The organism is Staphylococcus sp. GW821-FHT11H10 (genome assembly GCF_058807855.1).
Genome location: NZ_JBXARC010000002.1, coordinates 186,801 through 208,598 on the forward strand (window position 1 = coordinate 186,801; position 21,798 = coordinate 208,598).

At 31.5% G+C, this 21,798-nt stretch carries 23 protein-coding genes and 1 pseudogene; 15 read left to right on the forward strand and 9 right to left on the reverse strand.

The annotated features are described in order from the left end of the window. Positions 1–54 precede the first annotated feature (54 nt). Both AC1RRU_RS02415 and AC1RRU_RS02420 read left to right on the forward strand, forming a co-directional pair. Complete coding sequence (locus tag AC1RRU_RS02415; RefSeq protein ID WP_011275023.1) at positions 55–1,110, forward strand: ABC transporter permease; 1,056 nt, start codon at positions 55–57, stop codon at positions 1,108–1,110. Further along, complete coding sequence (locus AC1RRU_RS02420; RefSeq protein ID WP_011275024.1) at positions 1,110–1,775, forward strand: ABC transporter ATP-binding protein; 666 nt, start codon at positions 1,110–1,112, stop codon at positions 1,773–1,775. The genes AC1RRU_RS02415 and AC1RRU_RS02420 overlap by 1 nt, the downstream gene beginning before the upstream one ends. Positions 1,776–1,896: 121 nt before the next feature. Here the strand turns inward: AC1RRU_RS02420 and AC1RRU_RS02425 are convergent, their stop codons facing one another. Next, the gene (locus AC1RRU_RS02425; RefSeq protein ID WP_033080113.1) at positions 1,897–2,853 is read right to left on the reverse strand and encodes a YdcF family protein; all 957 of its coding nucleotides are present in this window, start codon (positions 2,851–2,853) and stop codon (positions 1,897–1,899) included. Between the two features lie 162 nt (positions 2,854–3,015). Between AC1RRU_RS02425 and tcaR the strand changes: the two genes are divergently transcribed. The 3 genes from tcaR (at position 3,016) to tcaB (ending at position 6,418) form a co-directional block, all read left to right on the forward strand. After that, on the forward strand, positions 3,016–3,474 hold the full coding sequence (tcaR, locus tag AC1RRU_RS02430; RefSeq protein WP_011275026.1) for a MarR family transcriptional regulator TcaR: 459 nt from the start codon (positions 3,016–3,018) through the stop codon (positions 3,472–3,474). A 111-nt stretch (positions 3,475–3,585) separates the two neighbouring features. Continuing rightward, complete coding sequence (tcaA, locus tag AC1RRU_RS02435; protein ID WP_011275027.1) at positions 3,586–4,950, forward strand: membrane-associated protein TcaA; 1,365 nt, start codon at positions 3,586–3,588, stop codon at positions 4,948–4,950. 259 nt (positions 4,951–5,209) lie between these two features. Continuing rightward, positions 5,210–6,418, forward strand: a complete 1,209-nt coding sequence (gene tcaB, locus AC1RRU_RS02440) for a putative multidrug effflux MFS transporter TcaB (protein ID WP_016931137.1) — start codon at positions 5,210–5,212, stop codon at positions 6,416–6,418. Positions 6,419–6,531: 113 nt separating this feature from the next. Here tcaB and AC1RRU_RS02445 read toward each other — a convergent pair. After that, positions 6,532–7,082, reverse strand: a pseudogene (locus AC1RRU_RS02445) (TetR/AcrR family transcriptional regulator). A 128-nt stretch (positions 7,083–7,210) separates the two neighbouring features. Between AC1RRU_RS02445 and AC1RRU_RS02450 the strand changes: the two are divergent. Beyond that, the gene (locus AC1RRU_RS02450; RefSeq protein WP_011275030.1) at positions 7,211–7,858 is read left to right on the forward strand and encodes an HlyD family secretion protein; all 648 of its coding nucleotides are present in this window, start codon (positions 7,211–7,213) and stop codon (positions 7,856–7,858) included. Positions 7,859–7,870: 12 nt separating this feature from the next. After that, complete coding sequence (locus AC1RRU_RS02455) at positions 7,871–9,925, forward strand: DHA2 family efflux MFS transporter permease subunit (RefSeq protein ID WP_011275031.1); 2,055 nt, start codon at positions 7,871–7,873, stop codon at positions 9,923–9,925. A gap of 123 nt (positions 9,926–10,048) precedes the next feature. Here the strand turns inward: AC1RRU_RS02455 and AC1RRU_RS02460 are convergent, their stop codons facing one another. Beyond that, positions 10,049–10,696 carry a hypothetical protein gene (locus tag AC1RRU_RS02460; RefSeq protein ID WP_011275032.1) on the reverse strand — a complete coding sequence of 216 codons (648 nt, stop codon included), beginning with the start codon at positions 10,694–10,696 and terminating at the stop codon, positions 10,049–10,051. Positions 10,697–10,891: 195 nt separating this feature from the next. Between AC1RRU_RS02460 and AC1RRU_RS02465 the strand changes: the two genes are divergently transcribed. Then, the gene (locus tag AC1RRU_RS02465) at positions 10,892–11,791 is read left to right on the forward strand and encodes an alpha/beta hydrolase fold domain-containing protein (protein WP_011275033.1); all 900 of its coding nucleotides are present in this window, start codon (positions 10,892–10,894) and stop codon (positions 11,789–11,791) included. 185 nt (positions 11,792–11,976) lie between these two features. On the opposite strand, the gene AC1RRU_RS02470 is transcribed toward AC1RRU_RS02465, so the two are convergent. Both AC1RRU_RS02470 and AC1RRU_RS02475 read right to left on the reverse strand, forming a co-directional pair. Beyond that, a complete protein-coding gene (locus tag AC1RRU_RS02470) occupies positions 11,977–12,372 on the reverse strand; it encodes a hypothetical protein (RefSeq protein ID WP_011275034.1) in 396 nt (131 codons plus the stop codon). Positions 12,373–12,374: 2 nt separating this feature from the next. Then, a complete protein-coding gene (locus AC1RRU_RS02475) occupies positions 12,375–12,851 on the reverse strand; it encodes a thioesterase family protein (RefSeq protein ID WP_011275035.1) in 477 nt (158 codons plus the stop codon). Positions 12,852–12,971: 120 nt separating this feature from the next. On the opposite strand from AC1RRU_RS02475, the gene corA reads away from it, so the two are divergent. After that, positions 12,972–13,919, forward strand: coding sequence for a magnesium/cobalt transporter CorA (corA, locus tag AC1RRU_RS02480; protein WP_011275036.1), 948 nt, complete (start codon positions 12,972–12,974; stop codon positions 13,917–13,919). A gap of 44 nt (positions 13,920–13,963) precedes the next feature. After that, complete coding sequence (gene fni, locus AC1RRU_RS02485; protein WP_016931136.1) at positions 13,964–15,013, forward strand: type 2 isopentenyl-diphosphate Delta-isomerase; 1,050 nt, start codon at positions 13,964–13,966, stop codon at positions 15,011–15,013. 108 nt (positions 15,014–15,121) lie between these two features. Here fni and gltS read toward each other — a convergent pair whose 3' ends face one another. Both gltS and AC1RRU_RS02495 read right to left on the reverse strand, forming a co-directional pair. Next, positions 15,122–16,333, reverse strand: a complete 1,212-nt coding sequence (gene gltS, locus AC1RRU_RS02490; protein WP_011275038.1) for a sodium/glutamate symporter — start codon at positions 16,331–16,333, stop codon at positions 15,122–15,124. Positions 16,334–16,619: 286 nt separating this feature from the next. Next, positions 16,620–17,228, reverse strand: coding sequence for a DNA-3-methyladenine glycosylase (locus tag AC1RRU_RS02495; protein WP_011275039.1), 609 nt, complete (start codon positions 17,226–17,228; stop codon positions 16,620–16,622). Between the two features lie 213 nt (positions 17,229–17,441). On the opposite strand from AC1RRU_RS02495, the gene AC1RRU_RS02500 reads away from it, so the two are divergent. The 4 genes from AC1RRU_RS02500 to AC1RRU_RS02515 all read left to right on the forward strand — a co-directional run bounded on the left by AC1RRU_RS02500 (position 17,442) and on the right by AC1RRU_RS02515 (position 19,951). Further along, entirely contained in the window at positions 17,442–17,639 is a 198-nt protein-coding gene (locus AC1RRU_RS02500; RefSeq protein WP_011275040.1) for a helix-turn-helix transcriptional regulator, read from the forward strand. Beyond that, positions 17,632–18,381: a hypothetical protein gene (locus AC1RRU_RS02505; protein WP_011275041.1), complete on the forward strand. Its 750-nt coding sequence runs from the start codon at positions 17,632–17,634 to the stop codon at positions 18,379–18,381. The genes AC1RRU_RS02500 and AC1RRU_RS02505 overlap by 8 nt, the downstream gene beginning before the upstream one ends. Positions 18,382–18,583: 202 nt before the next feature. Further along, a complete protein-coding gene (locus AC1RRU_RS02510) occupies positions 18,584–18,910 on the forward strand; it encodes a YnfA family protein (protein WP_011275042.1) in 327 nt (108 codons plus the stop codon). Positions 18,911–18,940: 30 nt separating this feature from the next. Beyond that, positions 18,941–19,951, forward strand: a complete 1,011-nt coding sequence (locus AC1RRU_RS02515) for an aldose epimerase family protein (RefSeq protein ID WP_011275043.1) — start codon at positions 18,941–18,943, stop codon at positions 19,949–19,951. A 68-nt stretch (positions 19,952–20,019) separates the two neighbouring features. Here the strand turns inward: AC1RRU_RS02515 and AC1RRU_RS02520 are convergent, their stop codons facing one another. Continuing rightward, positions 20,020–20,673 carry an MOSC domain-containing protein gene (locus tag AC1RRU_RS02520; protein WP_011275044.1) on the reverse strand — a complete coding sequence of 218 codons (654 nt, stop codon included), beginning with the start codon at positions 20,671–20,673 and terminating at the stop codon, positions 20,020–20,022. Between the two features lie 161 nt (positions 20,674–20,834). On the opposite strand from AC1RRU_RS02520, the gene AC1RRU_RS02525 reads away from it, so the two are divergent. Continuing rightward, the gene (locus AC1RRU_RS02525) at positions 20,835–21,527 is read left to right on the forward strand and encodes a ribose 5-phosphate isomerase A (protein WP_011275045.1); all 693 of its coding nucleotides are present in this window, start codon (positions 20,835–20,837) and stop codon (positions 21,525–21,527) included. Between the two features lie 122 nt (positions 21,528–21,649). Here the strand turns inward: AC1RRU_RS02525 and AC1RRU_RS02530 are convergent. Beyond that, positions 21,650–21,798: transposase (locus AC1RRU_RS02530; protein WP_136714899.1), on the reverse strand; the 149-nt coding region annotated here is incomplete at its 5' end.

A 21,798-nucleotide genomic window follows, 5' to 3' on the forward strand; every position in this document is an offset into this window, starting at 1 on the left:
GTTCATAATGTGTCATTAAACTATGTATTGAAATAGCAGTGGGAGGTACTGAATATGAATTTAGCATGGAAAGAAATAAAATTTTACAGATTTCGTTATACATTAATCATGTTAATTATATTTCTATTAGGAAGCATGGTGTTATTTATTAGTGGATTAGCTCAAGGCTTAGCACGAGAAAATATATCATATTTAAATAATATGCCAGCTGAACATTACATAGTCGAAGATAATAAGGAACCGAAGTTAGAAAGTTCTCAGTTGAACCAATCACAACAAAACAAAATAGAGAAGATCATTCATGAAAATGCAACTCAAATGGGGACGCAAACACTTAAAATAAACCAACAAGATCAAGATGTTATCACATTAAATACGCCTAAACATCTTACGCCAAAACTTGTAAGTGGTAATTATCCAAAAAAACAGAATGAAATAGCTATTAGTGAGAAACTGACTGGAAATGACTTGAAAGTTGGAGATACTGTAACTTTTAAAGGACATCATCATAACTATAAAATAAGCGGCATAATGAATGAATCGATGTACTCACATAGTTCAATGATATTAATGAATAAAGAAGCGTTTAAGTCATTGAATAAACAAGTATCAACATTTTATCCGGTTGACAAAATCAACAAAGATAACAAAGAATCACTTAAACAAATTAAAGGAATAAAGGTTGTAAATGAAAAGGCATTAACTGATAACATTGCTAGTTATCAAGCAGAACAAATGCCGCTTAATTTAATGATTATTAGTCTATTTGTGATTACAGCAATTGTTTTAAGTGCGTTCTTCTATGTGATGACGATTCAAAAAATACCTCAAATAGGCATTCTTAAAGCCATAGGTATTAAAACGAAACATTTATTAACTGCACTTTTACTACAAATTATTTTAACAACAATGGTAGGTGTTATTTTAGCATTTTCCGTCATACTTATATTAAATGCCTTTATGCCTGTAACTATGCCGTTTTATCTAAGTTATAGTCAGGTGTTATTAATGATAGTCGTATTTCTAATTGTAGGGTTAATCGGTGCATTATTATCCTTTATAAAAGTTCTAAAAGTAGATCCTATAGAAGCAATTGGAGGTATGGAATAATGGCATTGCAACTCAAACACATTACTAAGACATTTGGCAATGGAGATGCACAAACAGAAGTATTAAAGAATATTAATTTTAGTGTGAATCAAGGTGAATTCATCATACTAAGTGGCGCATCTGGATCAGGTAAATCTACACTTCTTAATATTTTAGGTGGATTACTAAGTCCGTCAAGTGGGGATGTTTTGTATAAAGGCGAGAATTTATTTTCAAAGGAAGTTGATAAAACAAGTCTAAGACTAAATGATATAGGTTTTATTTTTCAATCATCTCATTTAGTTCCTTATCTAACAGTTAGAGAACAATTAATGATTGTAGCTAAAGAAGCGGGTATAAAGCGTAAAGAGGCTAAAGATAAAGCACAAAGACTATTAAATGAGATAGGTCTGAGTCATCGTTTAGATGTTTATCCTCATTTGTTATCTGGAGGAGAGAAACAACGCGTCGCTATAATGAGAGCTTTTATGAATGAACCTAAAATCATATTAGCAGATGAGCCAACTGCCAGTTTAGATGCAGATAGAGCGACATCTGTTGTGCAAATGATTAAAGCACATGTTCAAACTAAAAATATGATTGGTATTATGATTACGCATGATAAAAGATTATTTGAATATGCAGATAGAGTGATTGAAATACAAGATGGTAAAATCGAGTTATAAAAAAATAAACTTAGAAAGTTTAAATAGTTGTGTCATTTAAATCACACAATAATTAAACTTCTCTCAGCTATAATCATTTTGCGGGAGTGGAACAAAACATACTGTTCCACTCCCGCCTTTTTTAAAATAGAATGAAAAGAGAAGCAAAAAATAAAAATGCAAAGTAAATGGTCAATAGTAATTTATATTGATACATTAGTGCTAAGAAATCTCTCACTAATGCGACATCAAAGAAATGATAAGGAGTGTGACTTCCTATACCATCAACTTTCATTCGATTCGTATGCGTAAATTTCATTCCACGTAAGATATGAAATTGGCTCGTAACACAAAGTATATTGGGGCTATTTGAGTATAGGTTGTGTATGACTTTTTTTGAATAATAGAAGTTTTCAAACGTATTTGTAGATTGAGATTCCATAATAATACTAGATTGGGGAACCCCATGTTGTATTAAATAACGCTGCATCGCTAATGCTTCAGATATGGGTTCATCAGGCCCTTGACCACCACTAACAAGTATTTTACATTTATCAGTTTGATGTTGATATACACTAAGTGCACGATTTAATCTTTCGGCTAACATTGGTGTAACTTTTTCTGTGAAAATTCCAGCTCCTAATACCATAATTAAGTCGTACTGCTTATGAGTTGTGATGCGACCTAAAGCTGATGACCAAGACATGTAAAGCAATAATGCATAACAAGTACTTATAGCGATCATAGTTAGCCACAAGAAAACACCATTAATTATAGGAATAGGCATAGTGCTAAGATATGCAAGAATCGATGTAAAGAGTACTCCTAATATGAGATATTTCGTCATTTTACTTAAAAAATTTAGACCTTTTTGTAAGGAGAAAAGATGGTTGTGTTTTACTAGTAAACCAATCATAGTAATAATCATGATTATTATAAGTGTAGTAGGGAGTGTCATTGTTAATAGATTCAAAATAGTAATCAACATACATAATATAATAGTTGTAATAAACATTCTTAAATTCAGAAGCCATTTCACGTTGAATAATACACCCAGTACAATCAATAACACTATGAGAGCTAAGATAATTGCGACCATAAGGAATACCTCTAATTTCTTTATATATATAAATGTAATCGAACAACTTACCAATTAGCAACTATTAATAACATAATGAGGTTTTCAAGAGAATTGTTTATTGATATTATTTAACAGAGTATGTAAAACGCTATTGATTACTATTTAACAAGGAGTAAAGTAATGAGCATAATTTCAAGAAACCACATCGAATTTATGAAGCAATTCATTGATGATACTAATACTTTAACTGCAAAGTTATTAAAAGATCAGCAAAGCAAGTATGGTATTTCAATGGAACAATCCAATGTTCTAAGATTGCTAAGCCATCATCAAGGATTATCAATTACTGAAATAACTGAAAAGCAAGGTGTTAATAAAGCAGCAGTAAGTCGACGTATCAAGAAACTAATCGATAGTGGCTTCGTAGCATTACAAAAGTCAAATAACAATATTGATCAACGGCTAAAATATGTTGCTCTAACGGAAAAAGGTAGAAAATATACTGAAGAAAACAACAAAATTGTTAGCGATATGGTTAGTGATATGGTAGCTGATTTATCAAGTAAAGATATTGAGAAAGCTTTAAGTGTATTATATATAATAGATGAGAGAGTAAAAAAATTTAATTCAAAAGTTTAAATTAGTATGAAGGTCTAGAATGATTATTATATAATATAAATCATATTCTTAATTTGAAATTAAAATATCAATCGATAAATATAATCTAGTAGAGGGGAAGTTGGTGACTAAATGAGTATATGTCCGAAATGTGGACAGAAAATTGATAGCAACTTAAACAAATGTCCTAATTGTGGGAATAAATTAGACAATAAAGACAATCAAATAAACTCCCCTCAAATCAACACATCTAATATTAGGATAAGAAAGTTTATTCCTTGGGCTATCGTTGCGTTTATCATTGTTTTACTAATTATTGTGTTTGTATTGGTTAGAAATTACAATTCACCTGATGCACAAACAAAGATTTTAGTTAATGCAATTGATAATAATGATTCACAAAAAGTAGCGACGCTATTAAGCTCTAAAAATTCTCATATAGATTCTGATGAGGCAAGTGTATATATAGACTATATTAGAAGTGAAGTTGGTATGAAGAAATTTGCGCGCGATATTAAATCTACAGTAGAAACACTTAATAAAAGTGATTCTAAAGAGGCAATAAATTTAAAAACGCGTGCAGGTAATAACTACTTACGTGTAAGTAAAAATGGTACACGATTATTAATATTCGATAATATGAGTTACACTGCTCCGACAAAGAAGGCAATTGTGAAACCTAAATTGGATACGAAGTATGAATTTAAAGATGGTGGAAAAAAGAAAACAGTTATTGCTGATGCGAATAAGACGACTTCACTAGGTACTTATATCCCAGGTATATATTCTGTTGATGCTAAAAAAGAAACAGAATATGGAGAGTTTAGTGGTCAACTTAAATTTGACTTTAGATATGGAAAGAGTAACACAGTTGAAGTAAACGAAAACTTCAATGAAGCGTTATTAACAGTCAAATTAAAAGGAAAAAGTGATTTAGACAAAGACTCATTAAAAGTTGAAATAAATGATAAACAAATGAAATATAGCAGTTCTAGAGAATATGGACCTTATCCTCAAACGAAAGATGTTACAGTTTCTGCGCTAGGTAAGGCAAAAGGGAAAACATTCCATGCAGAGACAAAAACAATCAAAGCAAGAGATTTAGGTAATATTAATAGTGCTACATTAGAGTTTGATGATGAAGAGATTAGTGATTATATCGAGGAAAAAGAAGCGGAAGAAAATAGTTTGAAAACAAAGCTAAGTAATTTCTTTAGTAATTATTCTTTCACTTTGAATTCAGCTATTTCACGAAGTGATTTCAATTTAGTGAGTACATTTTTAAAAGATAAATCGAGTATCTATAAGTCTATAAAAAACAATTTAAACCAATCAGTTGCCTTTATTAATCCACAAGTTATAAGTGCTAGTCAAAAAGGCAACACGATTAATACTAAAGTGCAACATTTAAATAGCAATGGGCAGTATGAAACCACTAATTATGAATTAAGAGAAGATAGTGATACGGGTAATATTCAATTAGTTGATTCAAAATAAATGAATGAGTAGCGATCAAAATTGTATCTTTAATATTCATTCTAAATAAGTATTTGTAGACTGAACTGAGAAGGTGATTAAATGAAGCTTTTCTCAGTTCTAGTCATATATAAGAGAATGAACGAAACACAAACTTAAAATTTCAGTAAGTGGTTTAAAAATTCGAAAGCTAGAGTAATATTGAAGCATGTTTTATTCCAACTTATTAAATTTTAATCTATACATAAAAATATGAAACCTAAAAAGGTGGGATAATATAATGGATATAGAGCAAAAACAAAAGAAAAATTCACCGTTATTTATTATTATATTGGGTGCTTTAACTGCTATAGGTGCTTTATCTATAGATATGTTTTTGCCAGGGCTACCAGAATTAAAAAATGATTTTAATACGACTACTGCAAATGCACAACTAACTTTATCTTTATTTATGATAGGTTTAGGGTTAGGTAATCTGTTTGTAGGTCCAATATCCGATAGTATTGGGCGAAAGAAACCACTAGTTATATCTATGATTATATTTGCTTTAGCAAGTTTAGGAATTGTCTTCGTTGAAAATATTTGGATTATGGTATTTCTTAGATTCGTGCAAGGCTTCACTGGAGGTGCTGGAGCAGTTATATCAAGAGCGATTGCTAGTGATATGTATCGTGGAAATGAACTAACTAAATTTTTAGCACTGCTCATGCTAGTTAATGGTGTAGCACCTGTGATTGCGCCAGCTTTAGGGGGCTTAATTTTAAGTTTTGCTGTTTGGCGAATGGTTTTTGTCATTTTAACGCTATTTGGTGTGTTAATGGTGTTAGGTTCATTGTTTAAAGTTCCTGAATCTTTATCGGTAAAAAATCGTGATAGCAGTGGAGTGAATGTGATTTTTAGTAACTTTAAAAGTTTACTCACAACACCACGATTTGTTTTACCTATGCTCATTCAAGGCGTTACATTCATCATGTTATTTAGTTACATTTCTGCATCACCATTTTTAGTTCAAAAAATATATGGTGTTTCGCCATTACACTTTAGTTGGATGTTTGCAGGAGTGGGAATCACACTTATTATTGCGAGTCAGATTGCTGGAAAATTAGTAGACTATTTTCACCCACAAGTGCTACTACGTGCATTTACAATTATCCAAATCATTGGCGTTGTGATTGTGTCATTAACATTAATAAATCATTGGCATTTTGCGTTATTAGTTATAGGTTTTATCGTTTTAGTGGCACCTGTTACAGGCGTCGCGACATTAGGATTTTCAATTGCAATGGAAGAACGTACAACCGGAAGCGGGAGCGCATCAAGTTTATTGGGATTATTACAATCTTTATTAGGTGGCCTTGTGACACCACTTGTTAATCTAAAAGGTGAATATAACATTATGCCTTATATCATTATTATTAGTCTCACAGCAATTTTACTTATCATTTTACAATTATTAAATATTAAAGTATTTAAGCATGACAAAGTATAAAAGAAATTAAATTAATTACTATGCTATGATGAAATAATTAAATACAGTATCAAATTGAAGAAGCCATTAATCGAGTTAACTCAATTAATGGCTTCTTCATTGATTAAATGCAACTATCTTTGAACTTTTAGTGTGTTAGCTAGTAATGCACTTGCTACTTCATCCGGGCTTTCTTGACACCCTAATCTTAACCAATTTAAAATGACACCTATTTGACCACTCATTGTATAAGTTATAAAAAAAGGCACGTTTTGAATGGTCGTATTATTTTCTCCTAAAATTCTCGTGTAATACTGTTTCGTAATATCAATATATTCCATAACTAATTCTTTATTTGGATGAGAAATAAAAATAGCATGGTAAAATGCTTTTTTTCTATATATATATTTCAGAATAATATGGAAGAATTTATATACTTTTTCAGGATTTTTTTAATATTATCAAAATTAAAAGAGAATGCTTTAAGTAAGTGTTCGTATTTATTCAAATGATAATTTTGGATTTTTGATAGCAAGTCAAATTTATCTTGAAAGTGATCATAGAAAGTTGACCGATTGACATTACTATTTGCGCAAATCATCTTTATAGATATATTTTCGAAGGGATAAATTTCTAATAAATCAATTAAACTTTTTATAATTTTATATTTAGCATTTTGCTTCATCTTGTCACCTGATTTATCTCGTACTTCATTTAGCCGACAATTTACTAATAATTGTTGGTGTTAATTTTATTTATATGTCTTTATAATATTAAAAGTGATTTTGAAAAGCAAATAGGAGGAAATGTTCAATGAAGAAAATGGTGTTAATTAATATCATCACAATCGTTGTTCTAGTTGTAGTTGGTATTGTAGGTTTCTACTTATATCATAATGCTACAAGCTTTGTAACAACTGATAATGCCAAAGTTGATGGAGAACAAATTCAAATCTCTAGCCCAACTTCAGGTCAAATTAAATCTCTTGATGTAAAACAAGGGGACAAAGTTAAAAAAGGTGACAAAGTAGCAGAAGTTAGTGGTCAAAGCCAAAGCGGTGAGTCACAAACAATGGATATCAAAATGCCACAAAACGGAACTATCGTTAAAACAAGTGGTATGGAAGGTTCAGTTGCACAAGCAGGTTCACCAATTGCTTATGCTTACAATTTAGATGATTTATATATTACAGCAAATATTGACGAAAAAGATGTTAGCAGTGTAGAAAAAGGGGACAAAGTTGACGTAACAATCGACGGTGAAGATTCTGACGTTGACGGTAAAGTTGAAGAAGTAGGCCAAGCAACTGCAGCTAGCTTCTCATTAATGCCATCATCTAACACTGACGGTAACTACACTAAAGTATCTCAAGTAGTACCAGTTAAAATTTCTTTAGATTCTGCACCATCTAAAAATGTTGTTCCTGGAATGAACGCTGAAGTAAAAATTCATAAAGACTAAGGAGGTCATAGAATGACAACGACCTTCATTGTTGGATATATTGTTTTAGCGGTCATTTTAGTTGGTTTAGTTAACGTTCTTGTGTTGAAATCACGTAAAAAGCGTAAGAACCAAGCTAAGGGACAACACGTAAATGAAGAATCTAAAAGTCAAAGTAATCCATCTAAATTTAAAATCAGTGACTTAGACCGAGATAAAGTGTCGAATCGCACGCAAGATTCTCAAAGAGACGATGATAAACAGCGTCACATGAACTCTGAAGATAGACACATTGAAAATGATAAACGAAAAAATCATTTCGAGAATGAACAAGATCAGCAAGATCATGCATCAGAGCAAATACATCCTGAGCAAAAGCAAGCATCACATTCCTTACATTATTCTGATGATGCTACTGAGGATGACAAACAAGATGATGATGTAAACAATCAACATCTACCTAAGGATTCAATTTATGAACCTATTAATCCTGATTCTCAAGAAGGACGTGTAAACGAACGTATTAAGAAACAAAAAGAAGATTTTGTTTTTGGAGAAGGGATTACAAGAAATAAAATTTTAGCAGCAATGCTATTTGGTATGTTTATAGCCATCTTAAACCAAACGTTATTAAACGTTGCATTGCCTAAGATTAATACAGAATTCAATATTTCTGCGTCAACTGGACAATGGTTGATGACAGGATTCATGTTAGTAAATGGTATTTTAATTCCAATAAGTGCATTCTTATTTAATAAATACTCTTATCGTAAGTTATTTATTATTGCACTTTTATTATTTACTATTGGTTCACTAGTCTGTGCACTTTCTAATAACTTCCCTATGATGATGGGTGGACGTGTACTACAAGCCATTGGTGCTGGTGTATTAATGCCATTAGGTTCTAACGTAATCGTTACAATTTTCCCACCAGAAAAACGTGGCGTTGCAATGGGAACGATGGGTATAGCAATGATATTGGCGCCAGCTATTGGACCAACTTTATCAGGTTACATCGTTCAAAATTATCATTGGAACGTTATGTTCTATGGTATGTTCTTCCTAGGAATTGCTGCAATGATATTTGGCTATTTCTGGTTCAGATTGTATCAAAGAACAACAAATCCAAGAGCCGACTATCAAGGTATCGTCTACAGTACGATTGGATTTGGTGCACTATTATACGGATTCAGTGAAGCCGGTAATAAAGGTTGGGGTTCAGCTGAAATCGTAACGATGTTCATAATTGGTGCGATATTCATTGCTGCATTCGTCATTCGTGAATTAACAATGAGAGCGCCAATGTTAAATCTTGAAGTGTTGAAATCATCAACATTTACACTAACAACTATTATTAACATGGTTGTTATGATGAGTTTATTCGGTGGTATGATTTTATTACCTATCTACTTACAAAATTTACGTGGTTTCTCAGCACTTGATTCAGGACTGTTATTACTTCCTGGTTCATTAGTGATGGGTATATTAGGACCAATCACTGGTAAGCTACTTGATACTATTGGTTTAAAACCTTTAGCATTGTTTGGTATAGCTGTAATGGCCTACGGAACATGGGAACTTACTAAATTAAATATGGATACACCATATCTTCATATAATGAGTATTTATGTGATTCGATCATTCGGTATGGCGTTTGTAATGATGCCACTTATGACAGCTGCCATTAACGCACTGCCACCAAGACTCATTTCTCATGGTAATGCATTCCTAAACACGATGAGACAATTAGCTGGTTCAATTGGTACTGCGATTCTTGTTACTGTTATGACGACGCAGACAACAAATCATGTTGGTGCGTTTACTGATGAATTAGATAAAACAAACCCTGTGATCCAAGACCACGTCCGTCAAATGGCGGCACAATATGGTGGTCAATCTGAAGCAGTACAAGCTATCTTAAAATACGTAAATCAGCTTGCATATATCGAAGGCATTAACGATGCATTCTGGATTGCCACTGGATTAGCAGTCTTAGCATTTATTTTAAGTTTATTCTTAAAAGGTAAAAAAGGTGCTGATGCAGAACATGAAAGAATGATGCATGCAGAAAGTAATAAATTTAAATAAAATGATGTTGGGGGACATTATTTTTAAAGTATCGGTACACTTCTTTAAGTGTAATCGATACTTTTTTATTAGAAAAAAAGCCATTGTGACTAAATTATCGCGTCTACAATGGCAAAAAATATATTATTTGATTTTAGGATGGTTCGTTTTTCGATTTCTGAAAAAGAAACTAACAATTAATAAAGCTAGACTACATACTAATAAAATAAGTGCATTATGAATAGCATCCGCTTCACTAATAATTTGATTAGCAGAAACATTTAATGAGAAACTTTGTAGTTTATCAGCAATTCGTTGACCAATTACTTGTATTGCATATCCAAAATACAGCGACATGATTAATAATATTGAAATCACAATAAAATTTAAAATCTTTAATAAAGTTCGATTGAAGATAATAGTCAAAATAGTGATAACTAAACTTACAATTGTTAAAATGAAAAATGTGTTAAAAACAAATACGAGACGATTGGCCACATCTTCAAGATTAGCTAATTGGCTTAAATTAATATTAAGTGTACCTATTTGTGTAACCGTATTCTGAAAATCTTTAATCTGACCGTAACTAATGGGTTGATTAGCAAATGCTAAATTAAAGATAGGTTGTTTGTACATACTATAACCCGTAATAGCTACTAATATGAAAATTATGATTTGGATAATTAAACTCACCCAAGATCTTCTTTTTCGGTTGTTACGATTAGAACGAAGATAGTTGTGATTATCAATAGGAGGTCTATTATCATATTGTGTTGTTCTTCTTTCTGACACTTTTCTAACTCCTTTTCTATAATTCATTTGTTTTCTAAGATTGACTAATTTATACTGAATTTAATATGCAAATAACAATATTATATTAAATATTTAATCATGATTTTTTAGAACATAGTTTTCATTATATCGCTTTTTGTGCTTAATGTAATGACGTTTAAGTAATTTATTATTAATTAAGGTAGGTAGAATTTTATGAGATCACATATGGTTAATCGAATCATCAATCGATACTTACTGCACAATCGTTCAATAATGTTTGATAATGATTCAGATTTCGATAAGTTCATGGATAAAAGAAAAGATATTAATCAAGCGAAGCATAAGCAACCTTCAAGTTTAAATGTTAAATCTAATTTAGATAAGTTGTCACACGATGATATGCAAGTATTTAGATTTAATTTTCGTCATGAAACAAAAAAGAAAATTCTCTATATTCATGGCGGTTATAATACGTTACAACCCTCACCATTTCATTGGAGATTTATGGACAAACTTGCACTTAGTACGCTTTATGAAGTTGTGTTGCCAATTTATCCTAAAGCACCAGAACACCATATTCAAGACACATTTAAAGCAATCGATGGGATATATCAATCTTTATTAGAAGAAGTGGATGCCAAACATATCGTTATTATGGGAGATGGTACTGGGGGGGCATTAGCACTAAGTTACGTTCAACAACTTGTGGCTAATAATCAACCATTACCTAATAAAGTTTATTTACTTTCACCAATGTTGGATGCAACATTGACTAATCCTGAAATTACTGAGGATTTAAGCAATAAAGACCGTTTCGTCAACAAGGATGGCTTACAACGTATATTCAATGTATGGACGCAAGGAGAAGCACTAGCTAATCCATTAATATCACCAATTTATGGACAAATACACGATTTACCACCTATCGTTATATTCGGTGGTGGCAGAGAAATTTATCATCCAGATATGAAGCGTTTTGTATATAATTTGGAGGAAAAGGGACAACCAGTTCAATTCTTTGAGTATCCGAAAATGTTCCATGATTTCCCTTTATTCCCTATACATGAGTCACACAAAGTAATTAAACAAATTACTAAGACGATTGATGCATAATTAACATACAACAAAACATAGTTTGATAAAAAAAGTACTCTAAGTCTACTTAGCAGATATCACGTAGGTAATTGAACTGAGAAGGGCATTTAATTGGTCATTCTCAGTTCTTTTTGTTGAAGATGAGTCTTCGTCTTCTGTCACTTCATATCATGAAATATGAATAACTTCTTTGTTCGAAATTTTTAAATTAAATTTTGAACTTTAGTTATAACCGTTTGTTGACCTAAGTTATGATAATAATTGTCGATGGCTTGTGACAAATCTATTTGAGATACATCTTGTTGATTTAACAAATTCACTAAATTCGAAGATAAGTTCGCAAATTGACCTGCATAGTCATTTAATAAACGTTTCAAAACTTCTTCATTTTCCTCTGATGCAACGATATTTTGTAATGCTTCAATAGCTTGTTTCTGTCCTTGATAATAACTAATATTAAATGCTCTTTTAAGCAATTCCTGACTGGGACCATTCATAAATAATTGTTTAGCACTATTGAGTTCTATTAAGTTTACTTTAAGCTCATCATTTAAATCATATAATAATTCTAAAAGTTGATTGCGAAATTGTGATACCATTTTTAGTTCTCCTTTTTAGGTATTCCTATTTGATGACCTAATTGTTTAGGCCAATCATTAGTACCTTGTTGATTATAATAATTAGCAATGTTTTGATGATAATCACTTGGAAAAGGAGCAGACTTACGTTTGTTACTATCAATTCCCATCATGATAACTTCGTTAGTTGCAGCAAGTTCATCTTCATCTGTATAAAGCATTAAAAAGAAATGTACACGCTTATAATCATAATCATAGATATAAACTTCGATTCGGTAAGTTGAATTGAGTGATAACTCTGCTAGGTACGTCGTATGTTCTTCTAAAGTGAACATTGTGTATTGAAGTACCTCACGTTCCTTTAAAGAAAGTCCATGCGTGTAGTTAAATTCATTTACAGCTTCACTAAACACTTTATTATATTCTGAGTCATGCATGTGATTGTTATGATCAATTTGATTTGCTTCTACCACTTTATTAATAATTACAGGATTACTCATTACTAAAGACCTCGCTCATATATTGATAGTTCTATTTTACTAAATAAAAATAACACATACACATGATTTAATTCATGGTAGAATGAAAGACGTATGGTTGTGTAGGAGGTAAACGTAACAATGACTATGACAATTCGATATCAAACTAAAAATCAATCGCTCACTCAAGTTGATAGTGTGAAGGAGATTCCTGAAACAGCAACAATTGTATGGTTTGATTTTGAAAATGCAACACAAGCAGAGAATGATTATTTAATAAGTCAATTTGAATTTAACTATTTAGAGTTAGAAGACGCCATTACAGGTGTGCCACGTGTAAAATATAAATCCTATGAATCATATCAATATTTAGTATTTCACAGTATGTACAAAGATGATTTTTCTCCAATTTCTTTAAATGTATTTTTAAGTGAGAAAGTACTTGTTACATATCACCACAAACATTTTGAATCGTTAAATGAAGTGGCTAAAATGAATGCACAACATCATGAACCAGACTTGGATTGTGCAGATATAGTGATACATATTTTAGATATGATGGTTGATAAATATTTTGAATTCGTTTATACAATTGAGGATAAAACATATAACTTTGAAGATGCACATGTAGATGATACTCAAAGTAAAAAAATAATGGATAATGTTTTTCAAATTAAATCTGATTTAATCAAAATTAAAAGGGTATTATTCCCTATGCAAGAATTAGTTAATACAATTAAAACTGAAGGTAATTTGATTGTAGATAGTAAGCATTCGATGTATATTCAACATATCGATGACCATCTAATAAAGCAAAATAATATCATAAGAACATCACAGGAGATGGCTAATGAAATAAGAGAAAATTTCGAATCTTATTCATCATTTCGAATGAATAGTATCATGCAAGTATTAACATTGGTTTCAGTCATATTCTCACCTTTAACATTTATTGCAGGTGTCTATGGCATGAATTTCGAATATATGCCAGAACTTAAATGGCAATATAGTTATCCAATTTGTATGATCGTCATGTTAATTATAGCTATTGCATTGATTATCTTTTTCAAAAGAAAAAAATGGTTCTAATATATTTTGAAACTTTATTAATTTAAGCAAAGGTAGGTACAAAGATGAGTGACTTTCAAAGAGAACAGAGGAAAAATGAACATGTTGAAATAGCAATGGCTCAAAGTGATGCACCTCAATCAGACTTTGATCGAGTAAGATTCGTGCATCATTCAATCCCTAACATAAATGTAGATGAAGTAGACTTAACAAGTCGAACAACAGATTTTGATATGACATATCCAATTTATATCAATGCGATGACAGGCGGCAGTGAATGGACAAAACAAATTAATGCGAAACTTGCAGTTGTCGCTAGAGAAACTGGATTAGCAATGGCTGTAGGCTCTACACATGCCGCTTTGAGAAATCCTAAAATGGCGGAATCATTCAGTATTGCACGTCAAACCAACCCAGAAGGTATAATTTTTAGTAATGTTGGTGCCGATGTTCCTGTAGATAAAGCCGTAGAAGCGGTTAGTTTATTAGATGCACAGGCTTTACAAATTCATGTGAATGCACCACAAGAACTTGTGATGCCTGAAGGAAATCGTGAATTCTCGACTTGGTTAGATAATGTAGCAGCTATTGTTCAACGTGTTGATGTTCCAGTTATTATTAAAGAAGTTGGCTTCGGCATGAGCAAAGAACTATATAAAGATTTAATTGATGTTGGTGTTACATACGTTGATGTAAGTGGTAAAGGTGGAACAAACTTTGTCACAATTGAAAATGAGCGTCGTTCAAATAAAGATATGGATTATCTTGCAAATTGGGGACAGTCAACTGTAGAGTCATTGCTTGAAAGTTCTGCTTATCAAGATTCACTTAATGTCTTTGCTAGTGGTGGTGTACGTACTCCTCTAGATGTTGTTAAGAGCCTAGCATTAGGTGCTAAAGCTGTAGGTATGTCTCGACCATTTTTAAATCAAGTTGAAAATGGGGGCATTACGACAACGATTGAGTATGTTGAGTCATTTATTGAACATACGAAATCAATTATGACAATGTTAAATGCACGAGATATTAGTGAATTAAAACAAAGTAAGTTCGTTTTCGACCATAAGTTAATGTCATGGATTGAACAACGTGGTTTAGACATTCATAGAGGGTAATATTGAATAGGTTATTCAACCATAATTCGCATTAATAAATTACACAAATAAAGCAAGTTGAGAGTTTGGACTCCCAACTTGCTTTTTTATAATGCCTAATATAAAACTTTAGTTTCCAAAAATATTCATAAAGCCCATAACGATAGGTACACCTGCTAAGTCAATTAAGAAGGCTCCAACTATAGGAACGACAAGATATGATTTTGGTGAACTACCATATTTTTTAGTAATTACATCTAAATTTGCCATCGCGTTTGGTGTAGCCCCTAAACCATGACCTATAAATCCACCAGCCATAACAGCGGCATCATAGTCTTTACCAAGCACTCTAAATAGTATAAAGAATGCAAATAATGAAATGAATACGACTTGAACTAAAACGATAGCGATAAGAGGTAATGCAAGTGAATACACTTGAGTAAGTTGAATACTCATCAGTGCTAGTGATAAGAATAAGCCTAGAGCCACATCACCAATTTGATCATTCAGTTTCAAATCGATGAGTTGTATGTTCGCATATTCTGATACATTTCGAATTGCAACTGCTACAAACATTGAGCCTACATACATAGGTAAACTTTGACCAGTTAAATTAGAAAATTGATCGCCTATCCATGTACCTACTGACATGCACAGTGCAATGATTGTTAATTGGATAAAAAATACTTGTGTAGGTTGATATTTACGATGTAGCACTTCGTTAGATTCTACTTTACTATAATCTTTAAACGAGTCATCGCTATTTTCAGGTTTTAAGTTATAGCGTTTAATAAGTGCCTTTACTAAAGGTCCACCAACTAATCCACCAAATACTAAGCCTAAAGTTGCTGCTGCAAGTGCAGCTGTGATAGCTGAATCAATATTAAAACTTTCTTCGAGCGTTTTACCATAAGCCGCTGCATTCCCATGTCCACCTTCCATTGACATTGAACCAGCTGTTAAACCTAACAATGGTTTAATATGTAATACTTTAGCTAATGAGATACCAATGAAATTTTGACATATTGCCAGAAATGCACAACATACAAAGTAAAGTATTAATATCTTTCCACCAATTTTAAATAATTTAAATGATGCACCTAATCCAATGGTAGTGAAGAATACCATCATGAAGAAATCTTGAATAAAGCTAGCATCTAATTTAATTTGAATAATATTTAAAGTATCTAAGACTGCAACTAGAATTGCAAATAATAATCCTCCTATAACGGGAGGTGGTATACAAATTCTTTGTAAAAATGAAACGTGCTTGACGACGAATTCACCCAGTAAAAATAAAAGACAGGCAAGACATAGTGTTGTGACCGCATCTATTTCCATTTTTATAGCCCCCTTTATAAACGAGTTAAAAATTTTAAATAGCACTTCTTGTAAGCGCTATAAATCCCCATATATAACATTATACATATAAAAATTATAGATTTCTAGGATAGGTATTATGGTTTTTATATAATACGAAATTTTAATAAGTTTATAAAAAGATAAAAAACTAATTGGAATATTAATTTGTAATATCTATGAAAATAGATTTGTTGATATTAAACAATTTAGAAATAGTTATAAAGGCCAATTCTAAGTAATAAAATTTCTAGAATGTTTAATTTCTTTATTTCCAAGTTTCATCTGGATTGAGGCAGTCTGATTTACGTATATGTGACACAAATGGATTACCTTTAACCGTGTATCGTAGCGGTTTATTAGTCCAGTCGCCTTTATTCGGTATGCCAATTCTAGCACTTTCAACAATATCCCTAGGGTATTTACGATGTTTAGTATCAATGGATAAGCGACAATCATTCAATGTGGCGCCATCAATTGCTCTAGGTATATTAAATGCTTTTGTCCATTTTCCGGGTCCGTTTGTTAATTCATATCCTGACTTATTACGATTATGTTTCATCATTTCAATGCCATCTAAAGGTTCAATAGCTCGAATCAGTACTCCTTCAGGGACACCTTCGTTTTGAGTTACGAAATTCACTAATAGATGTGTGTGCATCACATGTCCGTAAATGGTGCCGCCTCTTTTATAAAGTGAAGTCACTTTTGGCGTTTGCTTACCTCCAAATCCATGAGCTGCTCGATCTGTAAAACCTAAATAAGCTTCTGTTTCAACAATATAGCCACTATACGTTTGAAATTCGTCTTCATATATGACTTTGACACCTAATAACGCTTTAGCGGTTTCAGTCGTTGGTCTTGATACAAAATCCACATGAACACCTTCTTCCTCTTGAAAATTTAATAACTGATAATTAAAGCTGATGCTTAGACTGGTATAACACGATTAAAATATATTATGATTGCAATTATAATTGAAATTAACCAAGAATTTAAAGACTTAAATATAAGTGTCATATATATTTGACGATGTTGGCATTATATCGTTATGATAAATAATATGGGATGTTGAAAGAAGTGTGGAAATATGAATAAAGTTAAAGTTTATCGTGGTGTAAAGAAGATTTCGCAATTAGAACTTGCACGATCAGTTGGAGTATCACGTCAAACCATTAACATGATAGAGAATGATAAATATAATCCGTCATTAAAATTATGTATTAATATAGCTAAGACGTTAGGTGTTACTTTGAATGATTTATTCTGGGAGGTAGAGAATGACTAAAAATGATGAAGCTTTGCAAGTAGAAAAAATTACATTGCAAGCTAAACTTGGCATTTTAAGTTTAAATTTCCTATGTGCCATCATTGCTTTTGCAATGTTCAACGACTTGCAACGGCAATTTCTTTCACCATTTTTTATCGGTAGTTTATTACTTTTAATTGTTATTGTTTGTAAATTAACAATTCATTCAGAAACAGTTGATGATATTCATATTTATGTACATGACTTTAGCGATAAATCAAAACTAAATCGTCATTCTAAATTAAAAAGAATTGTTTATCTTATTCTGTGGATAGTTTATTTGGTTCTCATCGCTAACATAGTAACACCGAACATTAATCATACAAGTAACTATGAATGGGTGTTTGAACCGAGTTGGCTTATTTTAGGAGTAGGTGTAGTTGTCGCATTATGTATGTTTGATGATAAGCGAATTAAATATACAGAAATGGATACACCTACCATAGAGAATCGTGGTGCGTTACCTAAAGGCGTATTAAATTTAATCCCAAATTATAGATATGCAGATGAACAACAGAAATTAGTCATATTAAAAGTACATGCGACTAATTTCATTTGGATAACAATAGGATTAATTATTGTGTGTATCGTTGATGTAATCATCGAATTAATCTTGCATCAAATGCCATTGGCTGCTTATATTACAATCATATTCATTGTTGTTGAATTATTGATTCTCAAACTTAAAAACAAACAAATTCGCAGCACACTTCATGAATAAATGTTTTACGCAAACGCTGTCTATTAAAAATTTTAATAGAGAGCGTTTTCATTTTTTAATTTATATAAAATCTATGGAATATTAATAAAAAAAGTGTAACAATATGTATGTGAAAAAGTCTGTGCTTAAATTTAAAATAGATAAAGGTATCATTGCATTGATACAATGAGGATAACTTTATTACAAGTTGGAGGTCATTTCAATGCTTTATTCAATCTTTATCTTTTTATTAGCAGGTCTCTGTGAAATTGGTGGTGGCTATCTAATTTGGTTGTGGTTAAGGGAAGGACAATCAAGTTGGTTGGGATTTATAGGTGGCGTCATATTAATGATGTATGGTGTCATTGCAACATTTCAGTCGTTTCCAACTTTCGGTCGTGTTTATGCTGCTTATGGTGGCGTGTTTATTGTAATGAGCTTAATTTGGGCATATATTGTCGATAAACAAGCACCTGATAAGTACGATTTAATTGGAGCATGCATATGTATTATTGGTGTATGCGTTATGATATTACCGAGCAGAACCTGATTAAGCGTGTTTAAGAGGGAGACGTAAGTAATGATAGTTGAAGTAGAAAAGCAAAGACATGGTATTGACTTAATTAAAATTGACAACGATGAAACCAATATTGTATTCACAAATTTCGGTGCGCGCATCGTATCATGGAAGTACCATGATAACAACATTGTATTAGGCAATAGAGTTGAAGCGGATGAGTTTTATCCATCAAATCCGTATCATTTCGGTGCTACTATCGGTCGCTATGCTGGACGTATTGGAAATGCCAAATTTCATTTGAACGATGAGGAATATCAATTAGAAGCTAATAATAACGTACATCACCTTCATGGTGGTAGTAATGGTTTAGATAAAAGACTTTTTAATTACGACATTCAAGATAATATCACGAATATTAAGGTTACTTTTACAGTTCAACTAAAGTCAATGGAAGATGGGTATCCAGGGGATATGACTATTAAAGTGATACATACTTATGACGTCGAACACCGTTGGACAGTAGAATATGAAGCAAAGACAAATCAAGATACATTATTTAATCCAACTAATCATGTTTATTTTAATTTGAATAGAGACAATAATGTTATAGATAATCATAAAATTAAGAGTGAGCAATTAAATATGTATCCAATTGATCGAAACAATCTTATTGAAAATACTAGTTCAATTGATTTGTTAGCTATTTTTAAAACAAACAGTATATCTTTTAGTGATATTTTTAACTCTGATAATGAACTACTTAAAGAGCAAATTGGTTCAAGAAATGGATTAGATCACCCTTTTGATGTTGGAAATCAACAATTTTTCATTGAAAATGATGAGTTTCAATTAGATGTTACGTCATCTATGCCAAACGTTGTCATCTATACATTTAATGATACGAAAGATTGGGATAGTGATTTTAATATTTATAAACCACATTCAGGTATATCCCTAGAAACACAATTTTTACCTAATGATATTAATTTGTATGGTAATAAAGTAAACTCTATTTTAAAAGCTAACGAGCATTTTTATTCTAAAACAACTTATCATATATCAGAAAAATAAAGTAAAAAACATTAAAGCGGGTAGATCGTCAGTACGATTTATCCGCTTTATATTATGCTTAATAGAATTTAGTTCATTGCATTATCATATAACTTTTGTAATTTAGCTAAACGCATTTCAGATAAATATGGATTTTGTAGCGCATACTTCAGTCGAGATACATTTTTGCGATCATTATAGTAAATATCATTAAGCTCTTGTACAGAAAGTCGAGTTGCTTCATCTGCCAACTGAATTAATTCTAAATCATCATCTTGATCTACATATCCTTCTTGTAACACTCGAAAATAGAAGCCTGTTTTTCCACTAGTAGACATTCTTTTAACTAAGTCTTTTATACCGTACTTTGTTTGAATTTTCCAACAAGGTTCTCTTATTTCAGATACCTCTAAAATTGCTTCACCTAAACGATATTGATTTCCAAAGAACACGTCTGATTCATCTAAATTTTTCAAAGTTAAATTTTCACCAAACATTGCGTAATCAGGAATCGTATTTAAATCATTTTTATACATTTGATAATGAGATTTGCTAAAACAGCATACTGCTTTATGTGGACCACCATGGTCTTTATATGCCTGTTCATCCTCAACAAATCCAGTTCTTGATAACCACATTGTTTCAGAAATAGGAGATTTATTCAAAGCGGACAACATTTCTCTCTTTTGACCGTAATCTAATTGTTTAATTTGTCCTACTGAAATTGCACATACTGAAATCATATTAATTGCCCCCCTTAATTAAGGTGTTAAGAAAAATTTTACTATATTAATAATTAAAATATAAGAAAAATGATAAAATAATTTCCGATATTGAACTAGGTATTTGTTTGAACGTCATGTAAAATAATGAGTGAGTATATTTGAAAAGGGGTCACAGTTAAATGAAAGATTCTAAAGAACTTAAAATCATGACAGTAGATGATGCTGTAGCTCAAATTGAAGATAATATGGTGCTAGGAATTGGAACGGGTAGTACCATTGAATTGCTTATTCCAAAGCTCGCTGAAAGAATTCACAAAGAACAATTAAATATCACTGGCGTGTGTACTTCTAATAAAAGTGCATTTATTGCAAAAAAACTAGATATTAATGTTGTTGATATCAATGATGTTGGTCATGTTGATTTAGCAATCGATGGCGCTGATGAAGTGGATGTTAATATCAATTTAATTAAAGGCGGTGGTGGAGCACTATTTCGCGAAAAAGTAATAGATGAAATGGCTCATCGTTTTGTAGTTTTAGCAGATGAAAGCAAGCTCGTAAATTACTTAGGTGAAAGTTTTAAACTGCCAGTAGAGGTGGATAAGTTCAATTGGTTCCATATCGCTAAAAAAATTGAAGCTTTTGATGATATTATTACAGAGCGTCGAATGAGTGATGATGTTCCATTTATAACGGATAATGGCAATTACATTTTAGATTGTCAGTTAAATAAACAGATTGATCCATATCAATTTCATGAGTATTTAATTCATCTAACAGGTGTCTTAGAAACTGGATATTTTTTAAATATAACAGATCAAGTTATAGTAGGTACACAAGATGGCGTTAAAATCATAAACAAATCTAACTAAAATAAATAAAAATAAGCCAGAAAATGAACTAAGAAAGATTCATTTTCTGGCTATTTGTATGTGCACTTAGCCTTTAAAAGAGGCTCTACGTCAAATCGGACTGATGAGTCCAAATATTGAGATTAAGCAACTTTAAGTTGTTTAATCTCTTTTTTTGTTGTTGAGACAAATAGTCGCGAAGTTATAATAATTCGATTACGTAAATTATCATAATTTCTATAACCAAAAGATACCCTTTTAATGAGTTTGATTTTATTATTAATTCCTTCTA

Coding starts and splice junctions, on each gene's coding strand:
- tcaB (WP_016931137.1), top strand. CDS start 5,210: ATGGATATAGAGCAAAAACAAAAGAAAAATTCACCGTTATTTATTATT.
- AC1RRU_RS02525 (WP_011275045.1), top strand. CDS start 20,835: ATGAAAGATTCTAAAGAACTTAAAATCATGACAGTAGATGATGCTGTA.
- fni (WP_016931136.1), top strand. CDS start 13,964: ATGAGTGACTTTCAAAGAGAACAGAGGAAAAATGAACATGTTGAAATA.
- gltS (WP_011275038.1), bottom strand. CDS start 16,333: ATGGAAATAGATGCGGTCACAACACTATGTCTTGCCTGTCTTTTATTT.
- AC1RRU_RS02520 (WP_011275044.1), bottom strand. CDS start 20,673: ATGATTTCAGTATGTGCAATTTCAGTAGGACAAATTAAACAATTAGAT.
- AC1RRU_RS02465 (WP_011275033.1), top strand. CDS start 10,892: ATGAGATCACATATGGTTAATCGAATCATCAATCGATACTTACTGCAC.
- AC1RRU_RS02510 (WP_011275042.1), top strand. CDS start 18,584: ATGCTTTATTCAATCTTTATCTTTTTATTAGCAGGTCTCTGTGAAATT.
- AC1RRU_RS02515 (WP_011275043.1), top strand. CDS start 18,941: ATGATAGTTGAAGTAGAAAAGCAAAGACATGGTATTGACTTAATTAAA.
- AC1RRU_RS02450 (WP_011275030.1), top strand. CDS start 7,211: ATGAAGAAAATGGTGTTAATTAATATCATCACAATCGTTGTTCTAGTT.
- AC1RRU_RS02455 (WP_011275031.1), top strand. CDS start 7,871: ATGACAACGACCTTCATTGTTGGATATATTGTTTTAGCGGTCATTTTA.
- AC1RRU_RS02500 (WP_011275040.1), top strand. CDS start 17,442: ATGAATAAAGTTAAAGTTTATCGTGGTGTAAAGAAGATTTCGCAATTA.
- AC1RRU_RS02415 (WP_011275023.1), top strand. CDS start 55: ATGAATTTAGCATGGAAAGAAATAAAATTTTACAGATTTCGTTATACA.
- AC1RRU_RS02475 (WP_011275035.1), bottom strand. CDS start 12,851: ATGAGTAATCCTGTAATTATTAATAAAGTGGTAGAAGCAAATCAAATT.
- AC1RRU_RS02420 (WP_011275024.1), top strand. CDS start 1,110: ATGGCATTGCAACTCAAACACATTACTAAGACATTTGGCAATGGAGAT.
- AC1RRU_RS02505 (WP_011275041.1), top strand. CDS start 17,632: ATGACTAAAAATGATGAAGCTTTGCAAGTAGAAAAAATTACATTGCAA.
- tcaR (WP_011275026.1), top strand. CDS start 3,016: ATGAGCATAATTTCAAGAAACCACATCGAATTTATGAAGCAATTCATT.
- AC1RRU_RS02425 (WP_033080113.1), bottom strand. CDS start 2,853: ATGGTCGCAATTATCTTAGCTCTCATAGTGTTATTGATTGTACTGGGT.
- corA (WP_011275036.1), top strand. CDS start 12,972: ATGACTATGACAATTCGATATCAAACTAAAAATCAATCGCTCACTCAA.
- AC1RRU_RS02470 (WP_011275034.1), bottom strand. CDS start 12,372: ATGGTATCACAATTTCGCAATCAACTTTTAGAATTATTATATGATTTA.
- tcaA (WP_011275027.1), top strand. CDS start 3,586: ATGAGTATATGTCCGAAATGTGGACAGAAAATTGATAGCAACTTAAAC.